Raw genomic sequence first — 24,210 nt, 5'->3', positions numbered from 1 at the left:
TAGAAATATAGGTCTTTACTATTCTTCGATATCAGAAAGAGCTCTTGTTTTTTCTTTGATTTTTTCCGGGTCAGCATTTTTTCGCGCCACACCTGTTTCCATCGCTGTTTTCGCTACTGCTGCAGCCACTTCCGGGGCAACTCTCGGATCAAATGGATTTGGAATAACATAGTCTTCGTTCAGCTCATCTTCTGTGATCAGCTCTGCAATAGCATATACAGCTGCTTTTTTCATGTCCTCATTAATGTGAGTGGCGTTTACATCGAGCGCTCCCCGAAAAATGCCCGGAAACGCGAGCACGTTGTTTACCTGGTTTGGAAAATCGGAACGGCCCGTGCCAATTACCTTCGCCCCGGCTTCCTTGGCATCGTCCGGAGTGATTTCAGGATCCGGGTTGGCCATTGCAAAAATAATAGGGTCATCATTCATGGACTCTACCATTTCCTTCGACAATACTCCTGCCACAGAAACACCAATAAATACATCCGTATTCTGTACTACTTCCTTTAAGCCTCCAGAAACATTTTCATTGTTCGTTACCTTTGCGACTTCTGCTTTCATATCGTTCATGCCTTCCGGACGCCCTTCGTAAATAGCTCCCTTGGAGTCGCATAAAATGACATCCTTCACCCCAAAGCGGCGCAGAAGCTTAATAATAGCAATTCCGGCTGAGCCTGCCCCGTTAATAACTACGCGGATTTCAGACATATGCTTTTTATTGAGCTTCAGGGCATTGATTAATCCGGCTACGGTAACAATTGCCGTTCCGTGCTGATCATCATGAAAAACAGGAATATTTGTTTCTTTTTTCAGTCGTTCTTCAATGGCAAAGCAGTTAGGAGCGGCAATATCTTCCAGATTCACGCCGCCAAACGTCGGCTGCATTAATTTTACCGTCTCGACGATTTTATCCACATCATTTGTTTCAAGGCAGATCGGAAAAGCATCTACACCCGCGAATGATTTAAAGAGAACCGCTTTCCCTTCCATAACCGGAAGGGATGCTTCCGGGCCGATATTGCCCAGTCCAAGCACGGCAGAGCCATCGGAGACGACCGCTACCATATTACCTTTCATTGTATACTCAAATACCTTTTGCTTATCATCAAAAATTTCTTTGCACGGCTCGGCCACTCCTGGAGAATATGCCAGACTTAAATCTCTTCCATTCCTCACCGGTACTTTCGAGACCGTTTCCAGTTTTCCCTGATTCTGTTTATGAATATGTAGTGCTTCTTCGCGGGTTGTCGGCATAGTGCCACTCTCCTTCAGCATGTTTTATATTTTAATCATAACCCTGTGCTTTTAGAAGCACATCAAGTGTTTCATTCATTTTAATTATAAACGTTACCTATTATAACAGAATAATCAGTCAGCGGCATCTTTCTTTGGTTTTATAATAATAGATTCTTTTGATACAACCTTTTCAAGTTCGCGTATGCATGCATTTCCGGCATTCGTTTTCAGACTGGGTTCGAGCTGAATGGTACGCTTTTGCTGTTCGTCATAGACGATGACAGGCATAGCCCCGGGTGACTGCCGAAGCACCCGCTTAATCCGGCTCAGCGCCTGCTCTCCGCCTTCTCCCGGCAGTTTAACAAACAGCGTACTCTCTGACTGCTTTTCAAGCTCCTGCAGAGATAGACACGCTTCTGCAATCATCTTGCTGCTGCGGGCCTGTTTATCGGTGCGCCCCTGGACCAGAAGAATCGATTTTTCTGTAAGCAGTGGTTTCACACTCCGGTAGACATTCGGAAATACGACCACTTCAAGCTCCCCGGAGCCATCATCCATCGTCAGAAAGCACATGGACTGTCCATTTTTTGTTCTCACGGTTTTCACCGTCCTCACGAACCCGCCGGCCCAGCGCAGTTGATTATCCGTTGGAAGAGAACGTCCAAGGTCCCATAACCGGAAGGAAGCAAAAAGTTCATTGTAGGCATCCAGCGGGTGGCCGCTCAAGTAATATCCGGAGGCTTCTTTTTCCATCTCAAGCTTTTCTTCCCGGGTAAGGGGTTCAGCTTCAATCCAGCGCATTCTCGGTGCCAGCTCTGTACCAAACTCCTGGAATTCCTGCTCTCCTTCGATCATCCGCAGGGAACGATCAAGCGAAGCGAGCAGCGTTGACCGCTCGACGCCAAATTCATCAAACACGCCAGCCTGAATAAGGTACACAAATCCCTGCCGGCCAATAGCTCTTGTGTCCACGCGGTGAAGAAAATCAAGCCAGTATTCAAACCGCCCTCCGCTGTGTCTTTCTTTTAAAATCATCTGGATATTATTTTTGCCTGCCTGTTTAATGATATTCAAGCCAAAACGGAGATTTCCTTCCTCGATACGAAACCCATAGCCGCTTTGATTTATGGAAGGCGGAAGCAGTCTAATGCCAAGCTCCTTCGCTTCCCGCTGGTACTCCAGAAACTTTTCTTCGCTTCGTACGTGAGTGGTCATTAAGGAGGAGAAAAAAACGGCCGGATAGTGGGCTTTAATATAGGCCAGCTGATAGGAAATAACGCTGTAGGCTACTGCGTGGCTTTTATTAAAGCCATAATTGGCAAATTGCCCGATCCAGCTGAATATTGTTTCTGCTTCCGTTTTCGGCACGCCCGAAGCTGCGGCTTTTTCAAGAAACCGTTTTTCTTCTTTTTTCATTTCACCAGAATCTTTTTTGCTGATAGCCCTCCGGAAGGAATCTGCTTCTCCCATCGAATATCCTGCCACTTTCACCGCAATCTGCATAATCTGCTCCTGGTATACGATAATGCCGTACGTAGATCCCGCGATGTCTTCAATATGTTCAGGAAGTTCGGGCATTTCTTTTATTCCGTGCTTGCGCTCTGCATACAGCGGAATCTGAGCCATCGGGCCCGGACGGTAAAGGGCACTCACCGCGGCAATATCTTCAAAACGGTCGGGCCGGATCTGCTGCAGAGCAGATTTCATCCCTGCCGACTCAAGCTGAAATATCCCGTTCGTTTTCCCCTCGCTCAGCAGCTGATACGTTTTTTCATCATCCATCGGAATGTACCTTAACTGAAAATCCTTCTCTACTTTTTGAACCGCCTCAGTCATATATTCGAGCAGTGTTAAATTCCGAAGCCCCAGCAGGTCGATTTTCACAAGTCCGAGAGCTTCAAGATCTTCCATTGGATACTGTGTTAACAGCAGCGAGCCGTTTCTCTCCATTAAGGGAGTATAGGATTCCAGCCGTTCGCTGCTTAGCACGATACCGGCGGCGTGAATAGATGTCTGGCGCGGCAGCCCCTCCAAAAAAGAAGCTGCCCGGAGAAGGGAATCAACTTTTGGTTCATTCTGCTGCCACTGCTGCAGCTGTTTGTCACCGGCAGTTTTTCCGGCAATGGAATCAGAGCCTGAAAACATACCGGCCGTACGGTTAATGAGTCCATGGGGAATTTCGAGTACCCTTCCCGCATCCCTTATTGCCGCCCGTGCCCCGAATGTATTGAATGTAACAATCTGAGCCACATGGTTTTCCCCGTATTTATTCCGTAAATAGTGCAGCACTTCTTCCCTTCGGTGATCCGGGAAGTCAATATCTATGTCCGGAAGCGCCGTACGTTCCGGATTTAAAAAACGCTCAAAAAGAAGGCCGTACTGCAGGGGATCCACATCTGTAATACCGATAAGATAGGAAACAAGCGATCCAGCTGCCGATCCTCTGCCCGGCCCTACATACATGCCCTGTTTTTTAGCAAACGCCACAAAATCCTGCACAATTAAAAAATAATCAGCAAAGCCGGCTTCGGTAATAACGTTCAGTTCATGCTCCAATCGCTCTCTCATTTGTTCTGAGAAAGCATTATAACGCTTTTGCATCCCTTTTTCCGCGAGCTTTTTTAAATACAGGCCCGCAGACTGCTCATGCGGAGCTGGAAATACAGGCAGATGCGTTTCCCCGAGTGAAATGTCTACGTCGCATTTATCAGCTGCCCGTTTCCAGTTTTCAATATGCTCAGCTTCATACAAATCAAATGCTGCCTGCTGCCACATTTCGAGTGAGAAAGGCCTCTGCTCTATTACCGTATCCTTCCAGACGCTGCCTTTCTTTACTGCATGCAGCAGCTTATAGGCCCGCTCCTCTTCGGTTGTTTGCATATTGATTAATGGAGATGCTGCCATCGATAGTCCGAACTGCTCTGCAGTCCTTCTCCATTCTATTTCCTCTCCAGCCTTTGGTGCTTCAAGCCATAGTGCGTCAGGCTTGAACCGCCTGCTCCACTTTTCAAAAAATGCATGTAACGCGTCCTGGCTGTTCTTAAAGGTGCCCGGCTCACTGTTTTCAAGCGGGAGGATAAAAAGACAACCGGCAGAGCCTGCCAGTTGTTCCCATGTTACCTGCTTGTCCTGTTGTTTATCCCCGGCCCACCGCATGAGCTGCGCGTATCCCTGATTGTTCTGCGGGAGCGCCACCACCGGAAATTCTTCGTCCTCATTCATGTCTCCCTGGACCCACAATTCAATCCCCGGGAGACCTTTCACCTGATACTGCCGGCAGAGGCGGTAAAAAGCAACTGCGCCGTGCATCGTATCCCGATCAGTAACCGCTGCAGCCGGCCAGTTGTATTCCTTTGCTTTGCGCACAAGATTTTCGAGCCGGATCGTGCTTTGCAAAATGCTGTATTCCGAGTATGCGTGCAGTGACATGCGCCTTTCCCTCCCTTCAGCCTGGCCTATTACGAAGCTCTTTACCGCTGCTTCCAGCTTCGGCAGATAGTCTCAAGCTCCTGGATGATGTCCTCCGCTTCTTTCATGTTCTCTGCTTTCGCTCCAGCGGCCATTGTATGTCCGCCCCCGTGGTATTTAACAGCCAGCTGATTGATTACCGGCCCGCGTGAACGAAAGCGCACACGGTATGTCCCCTGCTCTTCTTCTACAAAAAACACCCACGCAATGACACCTTCTGTATCAGCAAAGGAGTTAATTACCGCTGAAGATTCGTTGATAGTTACATTGTACTTATTAAGCATGTCCTGCGTTAAGTACATGTAGGCTGCTCCGTCTTCGGTCAGCGTGAAGTTTTTAAGCACTTCCCCGCGCAGACGCACCAGACTCTCAGGATTTTTATACATTTCGGCATAGATGGCTCCTGGATCAAAATCAAACGCAAGCAGTTCAGCTGCCATACGCATCGTATTCGGCGTGGTATTACTGAACTGGAAACGCCCGGTGTCCCCAATAAGACCAGCATAGCAGAGACGGGCGGTTTCATTCGGGATCGCCCATCCGTAAGACTGCTGGGCATACAGCACCAGCTCGGTAATCATTTCGCAGGTGGAGCTTTTTTTCGTATCCACCCACATCGGCTCGCCGTATGGATCTTCGTTCGGATGGTGGTCGATTTTTATGATCGCCGCTCCCTGGTCCCATCCCCCGCCGTCAATTCTTGCCATATTGGCAGTGTCGCACACGATAACCAGTGTTTCGGCATCCACTTCAAACGGCTGTTCATCCATGGTTGTTAAAAACGAAAGAGAAGGCTCATTTTCACCTGTAGTGCCCACCTCTTTGCAGGGAAACTGCTTTCTAATCCATGCCGCCAGTCCCGCCTGGGAGCCGAGAGCGTCCGGGTCCGGGCGTTCATGCCGGAAAATCATGATTTTACTGTATTGCTCTATCGTTTGTATGATTGCCTGAAACATCTGCATTATTTTTCCTCCATTGATCAGCGGTCGAGCAGCTGTACCATCATCATCGCCTTACCGACGATTGCACCTTCGTAGTACAGTTCCACATCCACTTTTCCGTGTTTTCTTCCCACTTCCAGGATTTTTCCGTTCAACTCAATTTTACTTTCAATCTGTACTGGGCGGATAAAGTAAAGCGTTACGTTTTCTACAACCATGTCACCTTTTTTGTATTCTCTTAAAAGACGCCGGCCTGTTTCTGTGACAAGCGACATGATGACCCCGTTCGCTACCGTCCCCAGCGCATTAGTCATCTGCGGAGTAATATCGCACTCAAACATAAAGCCTGATCCTGGAGAAGCCTCCCGGAATCGGCTTGTCACTGTATCTTCGATGGTTTCCCCGACGTGAGGCTGGCGCTGCACCATCTGCAGCGCTTTTAATACATCCTGCCGGCTGATGACACCAAGCAGCTTTTTCGCATCATCCATCACCGGGAGCAGCTCTATTCCTTCCCACACCATCGTGTGGGCTACCGAAGCTACAGACGTTCGTTCACTCACCGTAATCGGAGATTTTGTCATCACCTTTTCAATCGGCGTCTGCACTGAAGCACCCAGAACATCCTTTGCTGCCACCATTCCCTGGATTTTCATGTCCTCACTGATCACCGGATATCTGCTGTGGCCGGTTTTCTGGTTCATTTCATGCCATTTTTCCACAGTGTTATCCACTGTCATAAAATAGGTGTCCTGAAGTGGAATTAAAATGTCGTTTACTACTACAATTTCCTTTTTAATCAGCTGGTCATAGATCGCCCGGTTAATCATTGAGGCTACCGTAAACGTGTCGTATGTCGTTGTAATGACCGGAAGTCCCAGTTCGTCCGCCAATGAAATGACATGTTCATTCGTGTCAAATCCGCCGGTGATTAAAACAGCAGCTCCCGCTTCAAGTGCAAGCTTATGCACCTGGTAGCGGTTGCCGACAATAAGAAGATTTCCGGGTTCCACATAGCGCATCATCGCTTCGAGTTTCATCGCCCCGATCACGAAGCGGTTCAGGGTTTTGTGCAGGCCGTTTCTGCCCCCGAGTACCTGGCCATCGATAATATTGACGACTTCAGCATACGTTAAGCGTTCAAAATTTTCTTTTTGCTTTTTTTCAATACGTATCGTGCCCACTCGTTCGATTGTACTGACAATTCCCTGGTTTTCCGCTTCCTTGATCGCCCGGTACGCTGTACCTTCACTTACCTCTAAATTTTTTGCAATTCCTCGGACTGAGATTTTTTCTCCTACATCCAGGGCAAGTATGTAGTTTAATATTTGTTCATGTTTGGTCGCCATAGGCACAGTACCTTCCTTTTTATTCACGCATTTACCGGGAACGCTCTGTCTGCGTAAATTTCTAACTGTATTACTTCTGTTTTATTATCTGTACTATTACATTATACGGTTCAAGAACCCTCCCTTCAACTGCCTGCCGGCAATTGCATTAAAAAAAACCGCTCAGTCTGTTTTAAAGACTGAGCGGTTTTTTAAAAGTGTTACAGTTCGATGGATCCGCCTGCTTCCAGCGCTTTTCCTTTGAGCGGTGAAAGCGAGTCCACAAACTGCTGCGGGTCCTGCTTAATGGGCGGCATAGTGTTGTAATGGATTGGGACTGTATAATCCGCGTTTACCCATTCCGCTGCCGTTTTGGCATCCTTTGGCCCCATCGTGAAGTTATCACCGATCGGAACGAATAAAAGATCGATCTTATTTCTTTCAGCAATAAGCTTGATATCTGAGAACAAGCCGGTATCACCCATGTGATACACTTTTTTGCCTTCTGATTCAAAAATGATGCCGCTTGGCATGCCGGTGTATATAATCTTTTGTTCTTCTTCGAGGAAATAGCCGGATCCGTGAAATGCCTGCGTCAGCTGCACGTGACCGAAATCAAACGTGTACCCGCCACCAATATGCATCGGGTGCGTTTCTACACCCTGCCAGCCAAGATACTGTGCCAGCTCAAACGGTGCTACAACAAGCGCATTGTTGCGTTTAGCAATATCCACTGTGTCACCAACGTGATCAAAGTGTCCGTGAGTCAGCAGGATGGCGTCTGCTTTTACTTCTTCCGCGTTTAAATCAGTTAACGGATTATCCGTAATAAATGGATCAATCAAAATCGTTTTGCCGTTCGTTTCAATCTTTACTACTGAGTGACCATGATAAGATACTTTCATGTATATCCTCCTCCGCAATCAAAAACTGTTTCCGGGGAACTATACCTTTTACTGGCCAAACTTAAACTGCCTTCCTTTTACCTGTGCTTATGAAGCACATCCACTCCACCGGTCACTTCAATCACAGAACCAGTGATCATATCTGCATCGTCATCCGTTAAAAACAAAATAGTTCTCGCAATATCCCCGCCTGTGGCCGGTCTTCCCACCGGGATGGAATGGTCGGTTACCTCTCTGCCTTCATGAATATCCGCTTCCTTAAAATCTCCGGTCACTACGCCCGGGCATACCATATTTGCAGTAATACCATGAGGCGCTTCTTCAATCGATATTGATTTCGTCAGCGAGACCAGACCGCTTTTTGCGGCAGCGTAGGCTGAACGATAAAGCCATCCCGGTGCTGTTGGGGCATTTTGGAATCCATATGTGACGAAACGGCCAAACTGCTGCCGGCGCATAATCGGTATTGCCTTTCGAGCCAGGTGGAAGGCAGCGCTTAAATTGCCGTCGATCATCCGGTGCCATTCTTCATCAGAGTAATCTGCCAGCTGTTTTTTCTCGAATATGTAAGGGCCGGCGTTATTCACGACAACATCCAGACGGCCAAAAGCTGTGTAAGCTTCCTCCACCATCCGCTCAACGTCCTGCTTTGACACCATATCCCCCTGAACAAACTGAACACGGCTGCTTTCCTCTTCCCACTGCTTTTTCATCCTATAGTATGCTTCGTCTTTTTTTCGGTAAGTAATCGTTAATGTATATCCTTTTTCTTTTAAAGCTTCAGAAACTTTTCGGCCAAGGCCTTTGGTGCCTGCTGTAATTAACGCATGCCTCATCGTTATTCACCCGCCTTTATATCATCCATTAGTCATATAATAATGAAAATTTTTTGAACATTTTCTACTTCTTTTTCCGGCACATCCTTTTACCTACACTCCATCGTTTTAAATTAAAAAAATAGGGAAAATTATCTATAGGAAAGAGAAATCCTACGACAAAAGGGGAGGATGGCATTGAGTAGATACGAAGTTATTATTGTTGCCGTCGACGGCTCAGACGAATCCAGAACAGCTTTCAAAAAATCTGTTGAGATAGCACAGGAGCAGCAGGCAAAATTAATCATCTCTCATGTTATTGATACAAGAACATTCGCTACAATGGAACGGTATGACCGTACTATTATTGCACGAGCAGAAGAATATGGCAACGAACTGCTCGAGAACTACACGGCAGAAGCAAAAAATGCAGGGGTCCCTGACGTCGTCTCCTCGTTGGAGTTCGGTTCTCCAAAAACAAAGATCCCGCGTGAGCTTGCCAAAAACTATGAAGCAGATTTAATCATCACCGGTGCTACCGGCTTGAATGCTGTTGAACGTGTGTTTATCGGAAGCGTTTCTGAAGCCATTGCCCGCCATGCAAAATGTGATGTTCTGATTGTACGTAAATAAAAACTGGAACAGTTCCCCGCATCCATAAGGATTCGGGGATTTTCTATTGTTTAACCAGGCGCAGGGCCCTTCTGCATCAAAAAAGCCCCGGCCGGAGGGTTACTCCGGGCGGGGCAGAAGCAATGCTTATTACGCTTGGTTTATTACCTTTTTTCCCTGCTCGATGGCAGCACGAACCTGCTTGAAGCCGGTGCCGCCTTCACTATTTCTGCGGCTGACAACTGTTTCAGGCTTTAAGACCTCATAGATGTCTTCTTCAAATGCTTCATTTGCCTCTTTAAATTCCTGGATGGAAAGGTCCACAAGATACTTGTTGTTCTGAATGCAGTCAAGCACCAGCTTGCCGACAATCTCATGAGCCTCCCGGAACGGCACTCCTTTAACGGCTAGATAATCCGCCAGTTCTGTCGCATTGGAAAAGTCTTTGCTCGTAGTTTCCGCCATTTTCTCCGTACGAACTTCCATCGTTTCCACCATTCCTGCAAAAATATCCAGAGACCCTTCAAGTGTCCGCACAGTATCAAACAGTCCTTCTTTATCCTCCTGCATATCTTTGTTATACGCAAGCGGAAGTCCCTTCAAAAGCGTATACAGTCCCATTAGGTTTCCGTATACCCTCCCGGTTTTCCCGCGAATAAGCTCTGCCATATCCGGGTTTTTCTTCTGCGGCATAATGCTGCTTCCTGTCGCAAAGGAATCATCGAGCTCAATAAACTGGAATTCCTGGCTTGACCAGAAGATCATTTCTTCGGCCAATCTCGATAAATGCATCATGACCGTGGAGGCCGCGCTCATAAATTCCAGAGCAAAATCTCTGTCGCTTACTGCGTCCAGGCTGTTTTGGTAAATATCGTCAAAGCCGAGCTCTTCTGCAGTCTGCCGGCGGTCGATAGGGAATGTTGTACCGGCGAGGGCCCCTGCCCCAAGAGGAGAAATGTTCGTGCGTTTTAAGCTGTCCTCAAAGCGCCCGTAGTCGCGCTCAAGCATCCAGAAATAAGCCATCATGTGATGACCAAAGGATATAGGCTGTGCCCGCTGCAAATGAGTATAGCCGGGAATAATGGTTTCCACGTGCTCCTCTGCCTGCAGAAGCAGCGCCTGCTGCAGGGCCCGGATGGAGTTCATAACGGTATGTGTATGATTTCGCACATACAGATGAACATCTGTGGCCACCTGGTCGTTCCGGCTCCGCCCTGTATGGAGCTTGCCCCCGACCGGGCCTATTTCATCAATTAAAAATTTCTCGATGTTCAAATGAATATCTTCATTTTGGACCGAGTATTCCAATTCTCCGTTTTTTGCTTTGGCAAGCACTGCTTTCAGGCCGCGATGAATGTCAGAAGCTTCTTCTTCGGTGATGATTTCCTGATTTTTCAGCATATGTACGTGCGCAATACTTCCCTGGATGTCTTCTTCCACCAGTTTTTGGTCAAAAGGAATGGATGCCCCGAAGGCATCCACCCATTCTTCCGCTTGTTTTGTAAAGCGCCCGCCCCACAGTTTGGTCATACATTAACACCTTTCTTGTTAACTGCACTTTGTACTTTGGTTGGCAGACCCCACAGCTGAATAAATCCGACAGCTGCATTATGATCAAATTCGTCGTGTGTCGAGTAGGTAGCCAGGTTTTCATTGTACAAGGAGTAGTCTGATTTTCTTCCTTCAATGATAGCATGGCCTTTAAATAATTTCACCCGTACAATGCCTGTCACGTTGGTCTGCGTTTCTTTCAAAAACGCTTCAAGCGCCGGCCGCACTTGGGAGAACCACAGTCCTTCATAGATTACTTCACTCAATTTTTTCTCAATAACCGGCTTAAAGTGCGCTACTTCTTTGGAGAGCGTCAGGTCTTCAAGCTCTTTATGCGCCTGAATCAGCGTCATAGCTGCCGGGCACTCATAAATTTCTCTTGATTTAATTCCCACCATTCTATTTTCCACGTGATCAATTCTGCCTACGCCGTGCTTACCGGCAACGTCGTTTAATTCCAAAATCAAATCCTGCAGTTCATAGGCCTGGCCGTTAAGTGATACCGGCTTGCCCTGCTTGAATTCAATTTCGACGATATCTGCTTCGTCCGGTGTTTTTTCGAGCGGGTTCGTCAAATCGTAAGCACCTTCCGGTGGTGTGGCCCATGGGTCTTCAAGAACGCCGCACTCATTGCTTCTTCCCCAGAGATTCTGGTCCACAGAATATGGATTATCGAGATTCACTGGAACAGGAACGTCATTTTCCTTCGCATAGGCGATTTCTTCATCTCTCGACCATCCCCACTCCCGGACAGGTGCGAGTACTTCGAGATCAGGATTGAGAGCCTGTATGCTGACTTCAAATCTTACTTGGTCGTTTCCTTTACCTGTACAGCCGTGTGCTACGGCATCGGCATTTGTCTGCTCTGCGATTTCCACAAGCTTCTTTGAAATCAACGGCCGCGACAATGCGGATACGAGCGGATATTTTTGTTCATACAGCGTATGTGCCTGCAGGGCCGGAAGCACGAATTCCTCGGCGAATTCTTTTTTGGCATCTACCGTATATGACTGTACCGCTCCTACTTCCAGTGCTTTATTTTTTACAAATTCCAAATCCTTTCCTTCACCCACGTCAAGACCTACTGCTACCACTTCGTACCCCTGACTGCTCAACCACTTAATTGCTACCGAGGTGTCTAAACCGCCTGAATAAGCGAGAACTACTTTTTTGTCTGCCATTCTTATTTCCCTCCAGATTATAATTGAATATTCATGCTTGATTAATTATTTTTATACATCATTTTGAAAAAATTAAAAGGACCAGCGCCTTTGTTTATGATTACTGTATTCAACTTCTTTCATTACTTTAACAAGCCCGCAAAGAATTTGCAACCGGAAAATACAATTTTTTAGTATAAAAATTTATTTTTTTGATATTTTATGCGTTATCTGCCCTTTATCATGCAATCTGGTGTATGTGCATGCATGAATTATAAAACACTTTTGAAATGCTCCTGCTAAACAGCGGGATGAACATACAAATAAGCAGAGACGCCTGTACGGGCCTCTCTACTTATTTATTCCTGATGCTTTTCTGCCATCTCCATTAAGCGCTGCTGCACGTTACCGTAAACAGTATTGGAAGCGTAGAATCCATTTTCTCCTACCTCACCGGCATGTTCACTCATAAGTATTTCCATGCCTTCTTTCACAGTGTTCACCGCCCAAATGTGAAATTCACCGGCCTCCACGGCCCGCCTGATTTCATTTCGAAGCATTAAATGCTTCGCGTTCTGCGTCGGTATAATTACGCCCTGGGTTTTTGTGAGTCCCTGCTTTTTGCATACATAATAAAAGCCTTCAATTTTTTCGTTTACTTCTCCAATTGCCTGCACATCACCAAACTGATTGACAGCTCCGGTCACGGCAATATCCTGGCGGAGCGGCACTTCTGCCAAAGAAGACAGGAGAGCATAAAGCTCCGTGCTTGAAGCACTGTCACCATCCACTAAATGATAGGATTGTTCAAAGGTGATGCTTGCCGCGAGCGGCAGGGGCCGGTCACTTGCAAATTCTGCCTGCAGATAGCTCGTCAGTGTATGAAGGCCCTTCGTATGAAAGGCTCCGGTAAGCTGGGATTCCCTGTCGATATTAACGATCCCGCCGCTCCCGGCATATGTACGCGCCGTGACCCGGGTCGGATAACCGAATGAATAATCCCCTGTATGGGCTACCACCAGTGCATTGATCTGGCCAATTTTTTCTCCGCTCGTTGCGATATTGATTGTTCCATCTTCAATTGCTTCATGAATGGCTGCTTCCGGCTGAGCTGAGCGGTAATTTGTTTCTTTTAAGGCAGCGTGCACGTGATCTTGTTCAACGATGGCTGATTGTTCCTGCGCCGCCCAATAATCCGCTTCAATTAATAAAGATGTTACTTCGTGAAATTTAACGGAAAGCTTGCGCTGGTGGCCTGCTTCTCTGGTGCTGTAATCAATAAGCCTTGCGACTGCTTCTGATGTCAGAGGACGGAGTCGTTTATTATCGCAAAAACAGGCCAGAAAAGTTGCATACTGCCATATATTTTCTTTTGTCCGCTCCATTGTGGTAGTAAAATCCACCTTCACTTTGAAAAGCTTACGGAAGGTTTCATCTTCCTTCTGGAGCTTCTGGTATAAAGCATTCGTTCCGACAAGAAGCACCTTCGCCTGAAAAGGCACAGGCTCCGGCTCGAGATAGGTGCTGGCAAATATATCAGAATCCTCATAAGGAGTCTCAAGCCGGATATAACCCAGTCGCATGGCTCTTTTTAATGCTTTCCATGCAAATGGATGAGACATCAGCTCTGCGGCATGAAGGATTAAAAACCCTCCATTTGCCCGGTGCAGAGCCCCTCCTCTGATGTGGGAAAAATCCGTAGGGGAGCCTCCGTTACGGCCAATTTCAACCTTCCCGAACAGGTTGACATATGTCGGGTGAGACTCATAAACGACAGGAGCCCCCGAATTACCGCCGTTATTTACCAAAATATTAATTTCATACCGGCGAAACGAAAAGCCCGATACAGCCGGGCGCTCCTCCTGTGTTTCTTTTGCTGGCAGGAATTCCTGCCAATGCTGAATAACGTCCTTTTCCATGTCCGACAAGAATGTATGTAAGCCTTCGTTGATATATTCATCTTTTAAAGTCGAAATAAAACCCTGGATGGATGCCTGAACCATCTGTTCGTCGGCTTCCCTGAGTTGGCGTCTTAAAATACGCTTTGCCACCTGCTGCTGTCTCAAAAAGTCGTTCACCTGTCTGGTGATCGTCTGAGATTCTTCCATAATATAATCCTGCCGGCTTTTTGAAAGTTCGTTGTAGCTTTCGTCACTGTGGGGTTCGCCGTCATCTTTAAGCGGCACCGCCACGATGTCTTCTTCTGTTTTTTCAAGAGCAAACCCCTTCGACGTGGCCTCCTCTTCAAGCTTTTCCCAATGCTCGTTAATCGCTTTTTCATGCTTTTCCGCCATAGCTACTTTTTTCCGTTCAAAGGACTTACTGCGAAGTGTCGACGCAATCTCTTCCTGCAGATCCTCAATCAATTCTTTAATATCTTTAGCAAAAGGCTCAGCCATTCCGGCGGGGATGCTCATCACTCTCGGCCGCCTGGGATCTTCAAAAGAATATGTATAAATCCAGTCAGCCGGCACCTGTCGTTTTTCTGCTGCTTCCTTTGCTTTTCTCCGGGCATAGGTCGTTTTCCCAAGCCCGCTTGCTCCGGTTAAAAACATATGATAATTTTCATCCTGAATATCCAAACCCATCTCCATAGCTTTCACTGCACGCTCTTGTCCAATCATTCCCTGAGTTCTATCTGTTAATTCTTTCGTTGTGTGAAAGGAAAACATGCGCGGATCGCAGCGCTCCGCTAATGCTGAGACAGGAAGTTTGCAGCGCATTTCAGCTGTTTGCATAAATCTGTCTCCCTTCAAAGTACTGTTACTCCTTCTTTCCCATTATCCAGAGAATATATGCAGAAATATCATATATTTTGTAAAAAACTCCTGCTTCACCGAAACAGGAGTTGAGCCTTACTTATTGAATCTGGCCAAGCCGGACTGTGTCCCGTGCAATCATTACTTCTTCGTCGGTAGGAACCACTGCAACGGCCACCCGGGAGTCATCTGTCTGAATAAACGCCTCTCCCGAAGCCTGGCTGTTTTTCTCTTTATCAATTTGAATGCCCATAAATTCAAGGCCCTCCATTACTTTTTCACGCACCAGCGCACTGTTTTCGCCTACACCGGCGGTGAATATAACCGCATCGACACCGTTCATACTGGCTGCATAGGTGCCAATATATTTATGCATCCGGGTTAAATATATATCGAGCGCTGTCTGAGCTCTTTCAACGCCCTGCTCCGCCTGTTGAACAACATCGCGGAAATCACTGGACGCTCCGCTTACACCAAGCAGCCCGCTTTTTTTATTCAGTGTATCAATAACTTCCGCAGCTGTCTGGCCGGTTTTTTCCATTAAATATGGAATCAGGGCCGGGTCAATGTTGCCGGAGCGGGTGCCCATCATTACGCCGGCAAGCGGAGTGAAGCCCATCGACGTATCGACAGAAGCTCCCTGGTCCACCGCCGTAATGCTGGCACCGTTGCCAATATGACACGAAATGATTTTCAGGTCATTTTCAGGACGATCCATTAACTCTGTCATCCGCTGACTGACATATTTATGGGAGGTTCCGTGAAAGCCATATTTACGAACACCATACTTTTCGTAGTATTCATAAGGAACACCATATAAATATTTTTCTTTCGGGATCGACTGATGAAACGCTGTGTCAAATACAGCTACAGATGGTACATCCGGGAGAATATCACGAAACGCTTTAATCCCGACAATGTTAGCCGGGTTGTGAAGCGGGGCAAGCTCGCTTACGTTTTCCAGCTCGCTGAGTACCTGCTCTGTAATTAATACAGAATCCGAAAATGCTTCGCCTCCGTGAACTACCCGGTGGCCCACCCCTTCAATGTCATTAACATCGGTGATAACATTGTATTTTGTTAACGAGTCCAACAGGGCTTTTACAGCCTCCTCATGATTTTGCAGGGAAGGATATTCGGTTTTCTTTCCCCCCTGCACCTCCACGGTAATAAAAGGGGATTCCAGGCCGATCCGTTCCACGACCCCTTTAGTGATAATGGTCTCTTCAGGCATCTGCAGCAGTTGAAATTTCAGCGAGGAGCTCCCCGCATTAATAGCAATAATGGTAGACATTCTTTCTCCACTCCTAATAATTACTCTCTTTATTTATCGATAAACCCTTCTTGTACAAACCAGTCATTGATCCGCTTCATCATATCCTGCAGAGCTTCCTGACGGCTGAATGATGGCAGCTCTGCCAACAGTGCCTGCCCCGGCTGTTTTACATCAGGACTTTTCTTTTGAAGCATCCATATACTTTTTGAGGCTTCTTTGGCCTGAAACATCGTTTCCGGCAGCTGAAGAAGACCGAGCGTATGCGCATGTCTTTTTACATAAGCCTGAAGCTCCGCTGCTTTTTCATCTTCAAACAGGTTGTTTGGAATAAGAAGCACCATAAAACCACCCGGCTTCAACCGGTTCATCATGCCCTCCACAAGCAGGTGATGCACGTAGGATTTTCCGTCTGTGCCGCCCAGCTGATACAGTTCGGCTATTTGATTTTTCGGATAGTAGCCGACCGGAAGATCACTCATGACCACATCCGGAGCAGGCGCACCGAATTGTTCGATACTGTCCTGATGAAACAGCTGAACAGCATGCTCCTGCAGGTTCGCGAGCGTATAGGCAATTTTAATTAACGTTTCATCAACTTCGGAACCGTAGGCCTCAATATTTTTTTCCGACAGCTGGTTTAATACGGCTGACAGCAGATTGCCTGTACCTACAGCCGGGTCCGCGACCACAAATTCTTTACGTCCGTTCATCAGCTTGTCTACTAAATAACCCATGAAAATAGCAACAGCGTCCGGTGTAATAGCATGATGCTGCTGTACGGACTGCTTCATTCCTTTAATCAAAGCGAGCTGAAACGCTTTACGAATATCCTCCTGCTCCATCGCTTCAGGCATCTTTTCTTCCAGACTCTGCTCCAGACGATCTTTTTCCTCGGCAGATATACGCTGCACTACTGTGCCCTGAAAGATATCCTCTCCAGCTTCGGCTATCGCTTCTAAATACGTTATACTCAGTTCCTGCTGTATCGTTTTTGTAAGGTCATCCACCAATTCAAATAATTGTTCCACCGGTGTCGTTTCATCCATGACAAGCCCTCCTTCTGCAGCGTAAATGCTTCTCCGCTCTCACTTTACAATACGCCAGTATAGCAGATGTGGTCTTTAAAGAGAAGTAATGAAAACAGAATAAATGACGCCCTTGCAGGCGCCATTTTCTTCATTAGTTTGTGTTGTTGGCTGCGTTTATTGCCGCTTCGTAATCCGGATTGGATTTACGGTGTGTTAGATTATCAAAAGTTTATAAACCCTATTCAAAAACTTTCATGGGAAATACCGCTTAAGTTTAGAAAGCAACTCAACTTTGCAAATTTGATTTTGCCTTCACCATTTATTCTTTTTCGACTAGCACTAAAAAACACTTTCTTTTTTGCTCTAGTAACCGCTACATAAAATACACTCAATTCTTCTAAATATACTTTCTTATGGTCTTCATTGAATCTTTCTACATCAGGAACACAATTCAAACCACTCGTAATGTTTAGCTTAGAATGTATGGCGCACTCTGCACAAAATCCTTGAGCAGAGGGAAAAACAAACTGCTCCATATCTGGAAGGAAAACATAATCCCATTCTAACCCTTTAGATGCATGTATAGTAGAGATAACTAATTTCTCCTCTACATATTCCAAATGGTTTTTTAATGTATAATTTGAAAAAGTTTCGATTAGTAATTCGATTTTTTGCTCATTATTCATATGCCTGTAGTCACTCTTTAATCTTTTTAGAAAAATTCCTAAAAGTACAATAAGTGAATTTATAGTATTGCTTTCGTTCAGCGAATAAAGTTTTTTTATTTCAGATAAAAAATTATCAGTAAATCTCTTAGTAATACTAGGACTATCACTGAGAAAAAAAGTTAATAAATTTTTGCATTCTTTATGAAAATTAATGTATTCATCGTCTTGTTCAGAATACAATGCGTAAAAGAAAGGTACTTCTCTATTTTTCAATTCTTCAATTAGTATATCAAGATTTCTATTATTGAACTTTTGCCGAGCTAATACTACAAGCCGTGTTTCACTTTCATGCTCTTTTAAGCTTATTATTTTATTTATTATTTCATCTACTTCTGAATTTTGATCTCTAGCTAATAATAAAGGAATGCTAGTTTCTCTAACTTCATCTGGCTGCAAAAATTCTTCTGCATTATGTCTAATAATTTTTTCTAATTGAGACATTTGTGAATTGCTTTGAAATCTATAATTATTTAGAAGAGTTATCTCCTTCATATCATATTTTCTTTTGCATATTTGCATTAAATTTGGCATAGCTCCTATAAAACCATAAATTCTTTGTAAGGGATCGCCTACAAGCATCAACTGATTGTCATTACTAACTAGTTGACTTAAAAAAAAGAAACTTAAAAAATTAGTGTCTTGAAATTCATCAACAATAATCATTTGGAAATAATTTTTATAGAACTTTTTTATCTCTTTATATTCCCTAAAAAGATAAATGGTTAGTATTAAAAAGGAATTATAAGGTATGTAGAAATTAGGAATTAGCTTATTTAAGACAATTTCTATATATTCCTTATAGTTCTTTTTTATAAATTTTCCATTTATGTTTGAGGATTTTTTCAAACATTCATTAAAGCTAATTAATAATTCTTTTTCATAATTTGTTAATTTAACACCATTATTCGCATTTTCAACTAATTCTGTTAATTCTGTTTGGTTTTCTTCTATGCTTATCATATCTTGAATAGAATTAAAATTATTATTAAGCAAGTATCCGTATTTTTTCAATATACTCCGACATATACCATGATAATTCGATATAATTAATTTTTTTTTTTCTTTGGTTAATAATTTTGGAATTTGTTCTTTCACATCTTCTCTTATTTTAGACGCAGAGTTCACGCTAAAAGATAGAATTAAAAATTTTTTGTGATTCTCATTTTCTTTTTTTGTTAGTGCATAAGCAACTTTACTTATTATTGTTCTTGTTTTCCCATACCCAGCCGGCGCCTCTATTAATAAGCGATTGGAAACGGAATATATGGCTTCTAATTGTTCTTTATCGCCGGAATGCATCTCATTAATTGTATTTTTTGTGTCTATTATTCCCAAGAAAACCCTCCTTTTGCTGATTCTAATGCTTCCTTGTAAACGGTTGGAATTAATTCTGAGTTCAAATTATCAGCAATTCCTTTTCCTAAAACTACTGATTTGTTGGAATCACCCCATGCGAAAAACATTAACTTCAGTAATACCCTGTTATTACCTATTTCATTAAATCGATAGTCTTTAATTTCAATATTACTTATATCAATACCGTACGACTTAGCGGTTTTCACTAATTTGCTTTTCTGGACTGAATACCTTAAACCCTTATCATCATTGTTTTTAACTATATCAAAGATAATTTCTAAATTATCTTTTTCTTCGCAAATGCTGAATATCTCTTCTTCGAAATCTTTAGTTTTAGTGGAAAACAAATTTTTAAATTCGCTATACTTTTTGCCATCACCATACTTATCTTTATCCATCACACCCACACTGTTTATACCAAAATGTTTTAGTAATACAATCAAAGGCGTTATTGATTCTGCGCCGTCAGCTTTGAGTATACTTATTCCTTGGCTATCTAAATCGATACCTAAACGATCTGCAAAAATTTCCATAGCTCCATATTCGCTGTCACCTTCTACTATAACCACATATTTTGCAAAGAATATTTCTTTTATATATTGCATATTCATCATTAAATGCTTCTCATTTTTTTCACTTAAATTCAAATCTGCACCATTAAAAACTTGAAGCTTATCATTCTTTCTGTGAAATCTAATTATTTGATTATAATTATTTAACAAAATATTAGGCGAATGAGTAACAACTATTACTTGTCCATTAAGCTCTTCAATATTAAAAAGACTTTTAAGTAAGCTTTTGAAATTAGAATCCCTATTATGAACAATATTGAATACATTTTTAATCAATGAACGTTGCATATATGGATGCAGATGTATTTCTGGCTCATCCAACGTAAATATTGTAGACAATGCGTTATCATCAATAACATTCTTATATAGCATTTCATTCAATTTTTTTGAATTTAAACTACTTAATCGCTCAAGTATAGCCAACCCTATGATTAAAGAATATTGTACTCCATGACCACTTGACTGCACATCAAGTTCTTCTGAATCCGTTAGTACCAAGATTCTTGATAACAAATCTTCAGCTTCATTATGTATACTTGCCTTAATATCAAAACCATTAAAGCTATTTAATTTCTTTATTATGTCGTTAGTATACTTCGTAAGGTCATTCAATTTTTCTTGATTTACATAATCTAATTCATCAGCATTAATATCTTCTTTATATTTTTTTATTATGAATTTTAGAAATTTCCCTGTACCTCTACCTTTTTCAAAATTCAATTCATTAGTAGGACTTCTAACAGAAGAGTTATAATTAATATGTAAAACTTTTTTCAAAACATTATTTGATAATCTTGTCTCAGATTCTTCATGCTTAAATTCAATATTTTCGTCCGGAGATTCTTGTGAAACAATTAAATTCAATCTATTGTTATTTTCAGGATCAAAAAAATCATCGAACATACCTTTTTCTTCGTCATTTAACATTAATGACAGATAAATATTTATTTCTTTTTCTTTATTCGAAAAATCTTCAAATTTAAATGAAGGATAATTAAAAATAGTATTGATTAATGAAAGTACATTAGATTTCCCTAAGTTGTTTTCTCCTACTATGAATGTAATTTCTTCGTGAAATTTAATTTCTAAACCATCTAAATTTCTATAATTTTCGATCTTTAACTTTTGAATATACAACTAAATCGCTCCTTTTTAATGGTAAGGTCAACTTTTATTTTTGCAACGAATTTTTTTGTCAAAACAATATGACAATAATGAGAAAGGAACGAATTATGCGAAAATTTGCATTAAAGAAATTAAAAGATGTTTTCGGGTTTAAAATCAAAATCAGCTACTGGTAATAAAATGAAAGTTTATAGATCCTATTATAACTCGAAAGAAAGTGAGTACGATATAATTTATAATCAGTTAATTAACGACTACGATGAAGCTTTAAAAGGACTAACTAATCGTTAAAGAAATTAATTTTTATATCAATTTCGTTTTTATTTTTTGTGAAAACAATCTCTTTAATAAAAGTTTTATAAATTTTATTGATTTTTTTATTCTCTGTTTCTTTATCTATCAAATGAAAATAATTTTCGCATGTTTGAATTTTACTAAAAAGATTTTCTTTTCGTATTAACTTAAGTTCATTTTCTAATTTTAAAATTTCTTTTTCTTTATCTAATTTTCTTTTTTCAACTTCTAAAAGAAGAGGCTTAGTTTCTATTAAATTAGCACGTCCTTCTTCAAAGTTAGTTTCTATTTCTTCGATTAAAACAAGATAATGTTGTTTAAAGTCATGTGTACTGTCTTGACAGCTTTTCCGTAAATATACAGCTACAGATTTTATCTTTTTAGTTGGTAAATTTTTTCTATATTTATTGATTTGCTTAATCACCTTTCTAAAAGCTGACAGATGTAACAATTAGAAAAAATTAATTCACGTCAACTCCTCGTATTTTTTTAATAGCTTATAAAAGCTCTTAGAGTATGCATTTGTTTTGAAAGATACCACATCATCTCTCATTAAAATTTCTGTTTTTAATAATTGTACTGAATGCAATTTATTTAAAGAAGCTTCACAACTATGAATAGATGAAATATCTTTATTTGGAAAAGGATAGTCAGGGTCTTCAATTTTTCTAAAGATAATTTCTGCTGCAGAAACAGCTCTTTTCGTTTCAGGATGCATCATAAAATCGTAAGCCTTTATAAAATATTCTATGTCATAGTCATTTAATGAAGATAATGCTTGTAGAAATATTGCAGTTTGATGTTCACTTTCCAAATTCTCTGCTACCACCATTCCAAGGTAAACTCCCAAAATACGAGCTACTTTTTCAGAATAAACTTGTTGAGCTTTATCTAAAAAAAGTGAAGTAACTTCTCTTAACAATTCTCTTTTTTCTAAATGATTTTTTAATTTTGTTTTTTCCTTTTCAGTATAACCCTTTCCATTACTGAGAAAATCTCCCGCTCCCAATAAAGTCTTTTCCATTCTTTTTCTTCCTAAAAAATTTGAAATTAAAATTATATATTTATAATAAGGAATATGTTTTTCGAACACTTCTTTCGTATCTTCTATAAGTTCTAACGTTTCTTCGTCTATTATCTCTGTCACCTTATAAAATGACAATTTTTCATTATCCATCAATAAGCTAGCACCTCATTATTTTCATTGGTTTTCTCTTCTTTTTCTTAAAATTTTAACTGTTGGAGCGACAATTTCATCGTTTTTATATTTCAATTCTTCTTGTTCAAATTTAGTATTTTCGTTTGTTTCACCTTTCTCTTCTTCACTTTCATTTTCTTCGTCATCGTTATAGTACATTGCGCTAGTAATTTCTTGAATCAATTCATCTAGTTTTTTAAAATTTTCATTTTTAGATTTTTCAATGTCATTACTTAATTGTTCTTCAGTTATATTTTTTAATTCATTAGGCGACAAGAAAAGCATTCTATTTCTATTACGGATATATTTACTCAACATAAAAGCCAATTTAAACGCAAGATTAAGAACTCTTTCATACTTTTCATGTTCTAAATAAACCCTCGAATATACAAGTTTATTATGAAATTCATAATGCTTCTGTACCTTTTTTTGTCGAAAGGTTTCCTCATCTTCCTCCCCCATTATGTCATTATCTATAAAACCTTCCGCATCGATTGCGAGTGAAGAAATTTCCGGAAGAAGTTCAGTTTTAACATATGCATCAATTTTTTGTTGAGTTTCAAATTCATATTTGTCTTTAGCTAATTTCTTATTGAAATTATGCTCACGCTTTTGCTCTAGTTCTCTTGCTTCTATTTGTTGTTCTGTTAAACGTTGAGTATGTTTTTGTTCAGATTTTTGTAATTCTTCATTCAATGAATGTTCAAAAGCTTGTTTTCCAACGTATGCAAGAATTCCTACGAGCAGAGAAGCGTTTACTATATTATTTAGAAACTCCCACATTGCCTACCATTCCTTTTAGAAATAAATAATAAAATATGCTTAACGTTTTAAAAAAGCAACTTATTAAAATCACAGAATATTCCATATAATAATTTGCTCAAAATATGGGTTAATTTAATTATCTATCAACTAAATTCCTAAATGTCTCATCGTATTCTTTAAAAGCTTCATCTATGAGTGATTGAAATTTATCTTTTGGTTTAGCACGTATTATTACTTCATCTCCCGCTTGTAAAGATTCAGTTTTTTCCAAATTGCTAATAGCTATCATCTTAGCTCCATTTATAATTATGACTCTTCCTCTATATTCTTTATAATATTCACTCCTTTTGTTAAATCAATATTAGAGAGGAAACACAACTAGCTAATTAATTACATGTTTATGCTTAATTTTAACACTTTTAACGTTTTTTATTAGAATTTTGCATTACCTTATTATTAGGTAAGAAAAAATAGGCATCTTGTTGATCATTAACAAGATGCCTATTTCGCATATTAATCGACTGTTAGGGTTAGCTCTAGCATACAACATTGCTTTGTTATAAACCTTTTATTTACAAGGTTTATAATTACTTGCGTATACTCCGAAGGTGTTGAAACACCGATGAATAATCAGGATGATTCGTTCCTTCTGAAACAACTTCCTTATAGGAAACCTTGCCTTCGCTATCCACTACGATCACCGAACGGGCAAGCAGTCTCATTTCATCCATTACAAGGCCAAACTGTTCGCCAAAGTCCAGGTCTTTATGGTCGGACAGTACACGGACGTTTTCGATTCCTTCTGCTGCACACCAACGCCGCTGGGCATAAGGAAGATCACAGCTGATAGTCCATACTTCCACATTTTCAAGCGAAGCAGCTTCTTCGTTGAACTTCCGTGTCTGCTGCGAGCAGACCCCTGTATCAATAGATGGTACTACGCTGATTAACCTTACTTTGCCTGCGGCATCACTTAGTGATACCGGAGTCATATCGTTAGCGAGTACAGTGAAATCGGGAGCGTATTCTCCGACTTCTACTTTGTCTCCCACAAGTGTCACCGGTTTTTCTTTAAACGTTACTGCTGTCATTT

At 41.8% G+C, this 24,210-nt stretch carries 19 protein-coding genes; 1 reads left to right on the top strand and 18 read right to left on the bottom strand.

From position 1 onward, the window contains the following. Positions 1–18: 18 nt before the first annotated feature. The 6 genes from SIC45_RS03415 to SIC45_RS03390 form a co-directional block, all read right to left on the bottom strand. Positions 19–1,254 carry an NADP-dependent malic enzyme gene (locus SIC45_RS03415; RefSeq protein ID WP_319631080.1) on the bottom strand — a complete coding sequence of 412 codons (1,236 nt, stop codon included), beginning with the start codon at positions 1,252–1,254 and terminating at the stop codon, positions 19–21. 114 nt (positions 1,255–1,368) lie between these two features. Beyond that, positions 1,369–4,665: a DNA polymerase III subunit alpha gene (locus SIC45_RS03410; protein WP_319631079.1), complete on the bottom strand. Its 3,297-nt coding sequence runs from the start codon at positions 4,663–4,665 to the stop codon at positions 1,369–1,371. A gap of 41 nt (positions 4,666–4,706) precedes the next feature. Continuing rightward, positions 4,707–5,666, bottom strand: a complete 960-nt coding sequence (locus SIC45_RS03405) for a bifunctional oligoribonuclease/PAP phosphatase NrnA (protein WP_319631078.1) — start codon at positions 5,664–5,666, stop codon at positions 4,707–4,709. 17 nt (positions 5,667–5,683) lie between these two features. After that, positions 5,684–6,994 (bottom strand): CBS domain-containing protein, encoded by a 1,311-nt coding sequence (locus tag SIC45_RS03400; RefSeq protein ID WP_298783453.1) that lies wholly within the window; start codon positions 6,992–6,994, stop codon positions 5,684–5,686. 200 nt (positions 6,995–7,194) lie between these two features. After that, positions 7,195–7,878, bottom strand: a complete 684-nt coding sequence (locus SIC45_RS03395; protein WP_298783451.1) for a metal-dependent hydrolase — start codon at positions 7,876–7,878, stop codon at positions 7,195–7,197. A gap of 77 nt (positions 7,879–7,955) precedes the next feature. Then, positions 7,956–8,714, bottom strand: a complete 759-nt coding sequence (locus SIC45_RS03390; RefSeq protein WP_298783450.1) for an SDR family oxidoreductase — start codon at positions 8,712–8,714, stop codon at positions 7,956–7,958. A gap of 171 nt (positions 8,715–8,885) precedes the next feature. Between SIC45_RS03390 and SIC45_RS03385 the strand changes: the two genes are divergently transcribed. Beyond that, on the top strand, positions 8,886–9,326 hold the full coding sequence (locus tag SIC45_RS03385; RefSeq protein ID WP_091614868.1) for a universal stress protein: 441 nt from the start codon (positions 8,886–8,888) through the stop codon (positions 9,324–9,326). Between the two features lie 129 nt (positions 9,327–9,455). Here SIC45_RS03385 and argH read toward each other — a convergent pair whose 3' ends face one another. The 12 genes from argH to tpx all read right to left on the bottom strand — a co-directional run bounded on the left by argH (position 9,456) and on the right by tpx (position 24,208). Beyond that, positions 9,456–10,835 (bottom strand): argininosuccinate lyase, encoded by a 1,380-nt coding sequence (argH, locus tag SIC45_RS03380; RefSeq protein WP_319631077.1) that lies wholly within the window; start codon positions 10,833–10,835, stop codon positions 9,456–9,458. Next, the gene (locus tag SIC45_RS03375) at positions 10,832–12,037 is read right to left on the bottom strand and encodes an argininosuccinate synthase (RefSeq protein ID WP_298783442.1); all 1,206 of its coding nucleotides are present in this window, start codon (positions 12,035–12,037) and stop codon (positions 10,832–10,834) included. Before SIC45_RS03375 ends, argH begins: the two co-directional genes overlap by 4 nt. Positions 12,038–12,375: 338 nt before the next feature. Next, entirely contained in the window at positions 12,376–14,754 is a 2,379-nt protein-coding gene (locus tag SIC45_RS03370; RefSeq protein ID WP_319631076.1) for an ATP-binding protein, read from the bottom strand. A 121-nt stretch (positions 14,755–14,875) separates the two neighbouring features. Next, positions 14,876–16,069 (bottom strand): acetate kinase, encoded by a 1,194-nt coding sequence (locus SIC45_RS03365; protein ID WP_319631075.1) that lies wholly within the window; start codon positions 16,067–16,069, stop codon positions 14,876–14,878. Between the two features lie 29 nt (positions 16,070–16,098). After that, complete coding sequence (locus SIC45_RS03360) at positions 16,099–17,097, bottom strand: class I SAM-dependent methyltransferase (protein ID WP_319631074.1); 999 nt, start codon at positions 17,095–17,097, stop codon at positions 16,099–16,101. Positions 17,098–17,321: 224 nt separating this feature from the next. Further along, positions 17,322–19,142, bottom strand: coding sequence for an ATP-dependent helicase (locus tag SIC45_RS03355; RefSeq protein WP_319631073.1), 1,821 nt, complete (start codon positions 19,140–19,142; stop codon positions 17,322–17,324). Continuing rightward, entirely contained in the window at positions 19,133–20,872 is a 1,740-nt protein-coding gene (locus SIC45_RS03350; RefSeq protein ID WP_319631072.1) for an ATP-dependent nuclease, read from the bottom strand. The genes SIC45_RS03355 and SIC45_RS03350 overlap by 10 nt, the downstream gene beginning before the upstream one ends. A 268-nt stretch (positions 20,873–21,140) precedes the next feature. Then, positions 21,141–21,578 (bottom strand): hypothetical protein, encoded by a 438-nt coding sequence (locus SIC45_RS03345; RefSeq protein ID WP_319631071.1) that lies wholly within the window; start codon positions 21,576–21,578, stop codon positions 21,141–21,143. 42 nt (positions 21,579–21,620) lie between these two features. Further along, positions 21,621–22,331 (bottom strand): hypothetical protein, encoded by a 711-nt coding sequence (locus SIC45_RS03340; protein ID WP_319631070.1) that lies wholly within the window; start codon positions 22,329–22,331, stop codon positions 21,621–21,623. A gap of 24 nt (positions 22,332–22,355) precedes the next feature. Continuing rightward, on the bottom strand, positions 22,356–23,135 hold the full coding sequence (locus SIC45_RS03335) for a hypothetical protein (protein ID WP_319631069.1): 780 nt from the start codon (positions 23,133–23,135) through the stop codon (positions 22,356–22,358). 118 nt (positions 23,136–23,253) lie between these two features. Then, positions 23,254–23,406: a hypothetical protein gene (locus tag SIC45_RS03330; protein WP_319631068.1), complete on the bottom strand. Its 153-nt coding sequence runs from the start codon at positions 23,404–23,406 to the stop codon at positions 23,254–23,256. Positions 23,407–23,704: 298 nt separating this feature from the next. Continuing rightward, positions 23,705–24,208: a thiol peroxidase gene (tpx, locus tag SIC45_RS03325; RefSeq protein WP_319631067.1), complete on the bottom strand. Its 504-nt coding sequence runs from the start codon at positions 24,206–24,208 to the stop codon at positions 23,705–23,707. Positions 24,209–24,210 lie beyond the last annotated feature (2 nt).

The organism is Marinococcus sp. PL1-022, assembly GCF_033845285.1.
Lineage (GTDB): Bacteria > Bacillota > Bacilli > Bacillales > Marinococcaceae > Marinococcus.
The sequence above is the reverse complement of the archived record's forward strand: the minus strand, read 5'-3'. Positions and strand labels throughout refer to the sequence as shown.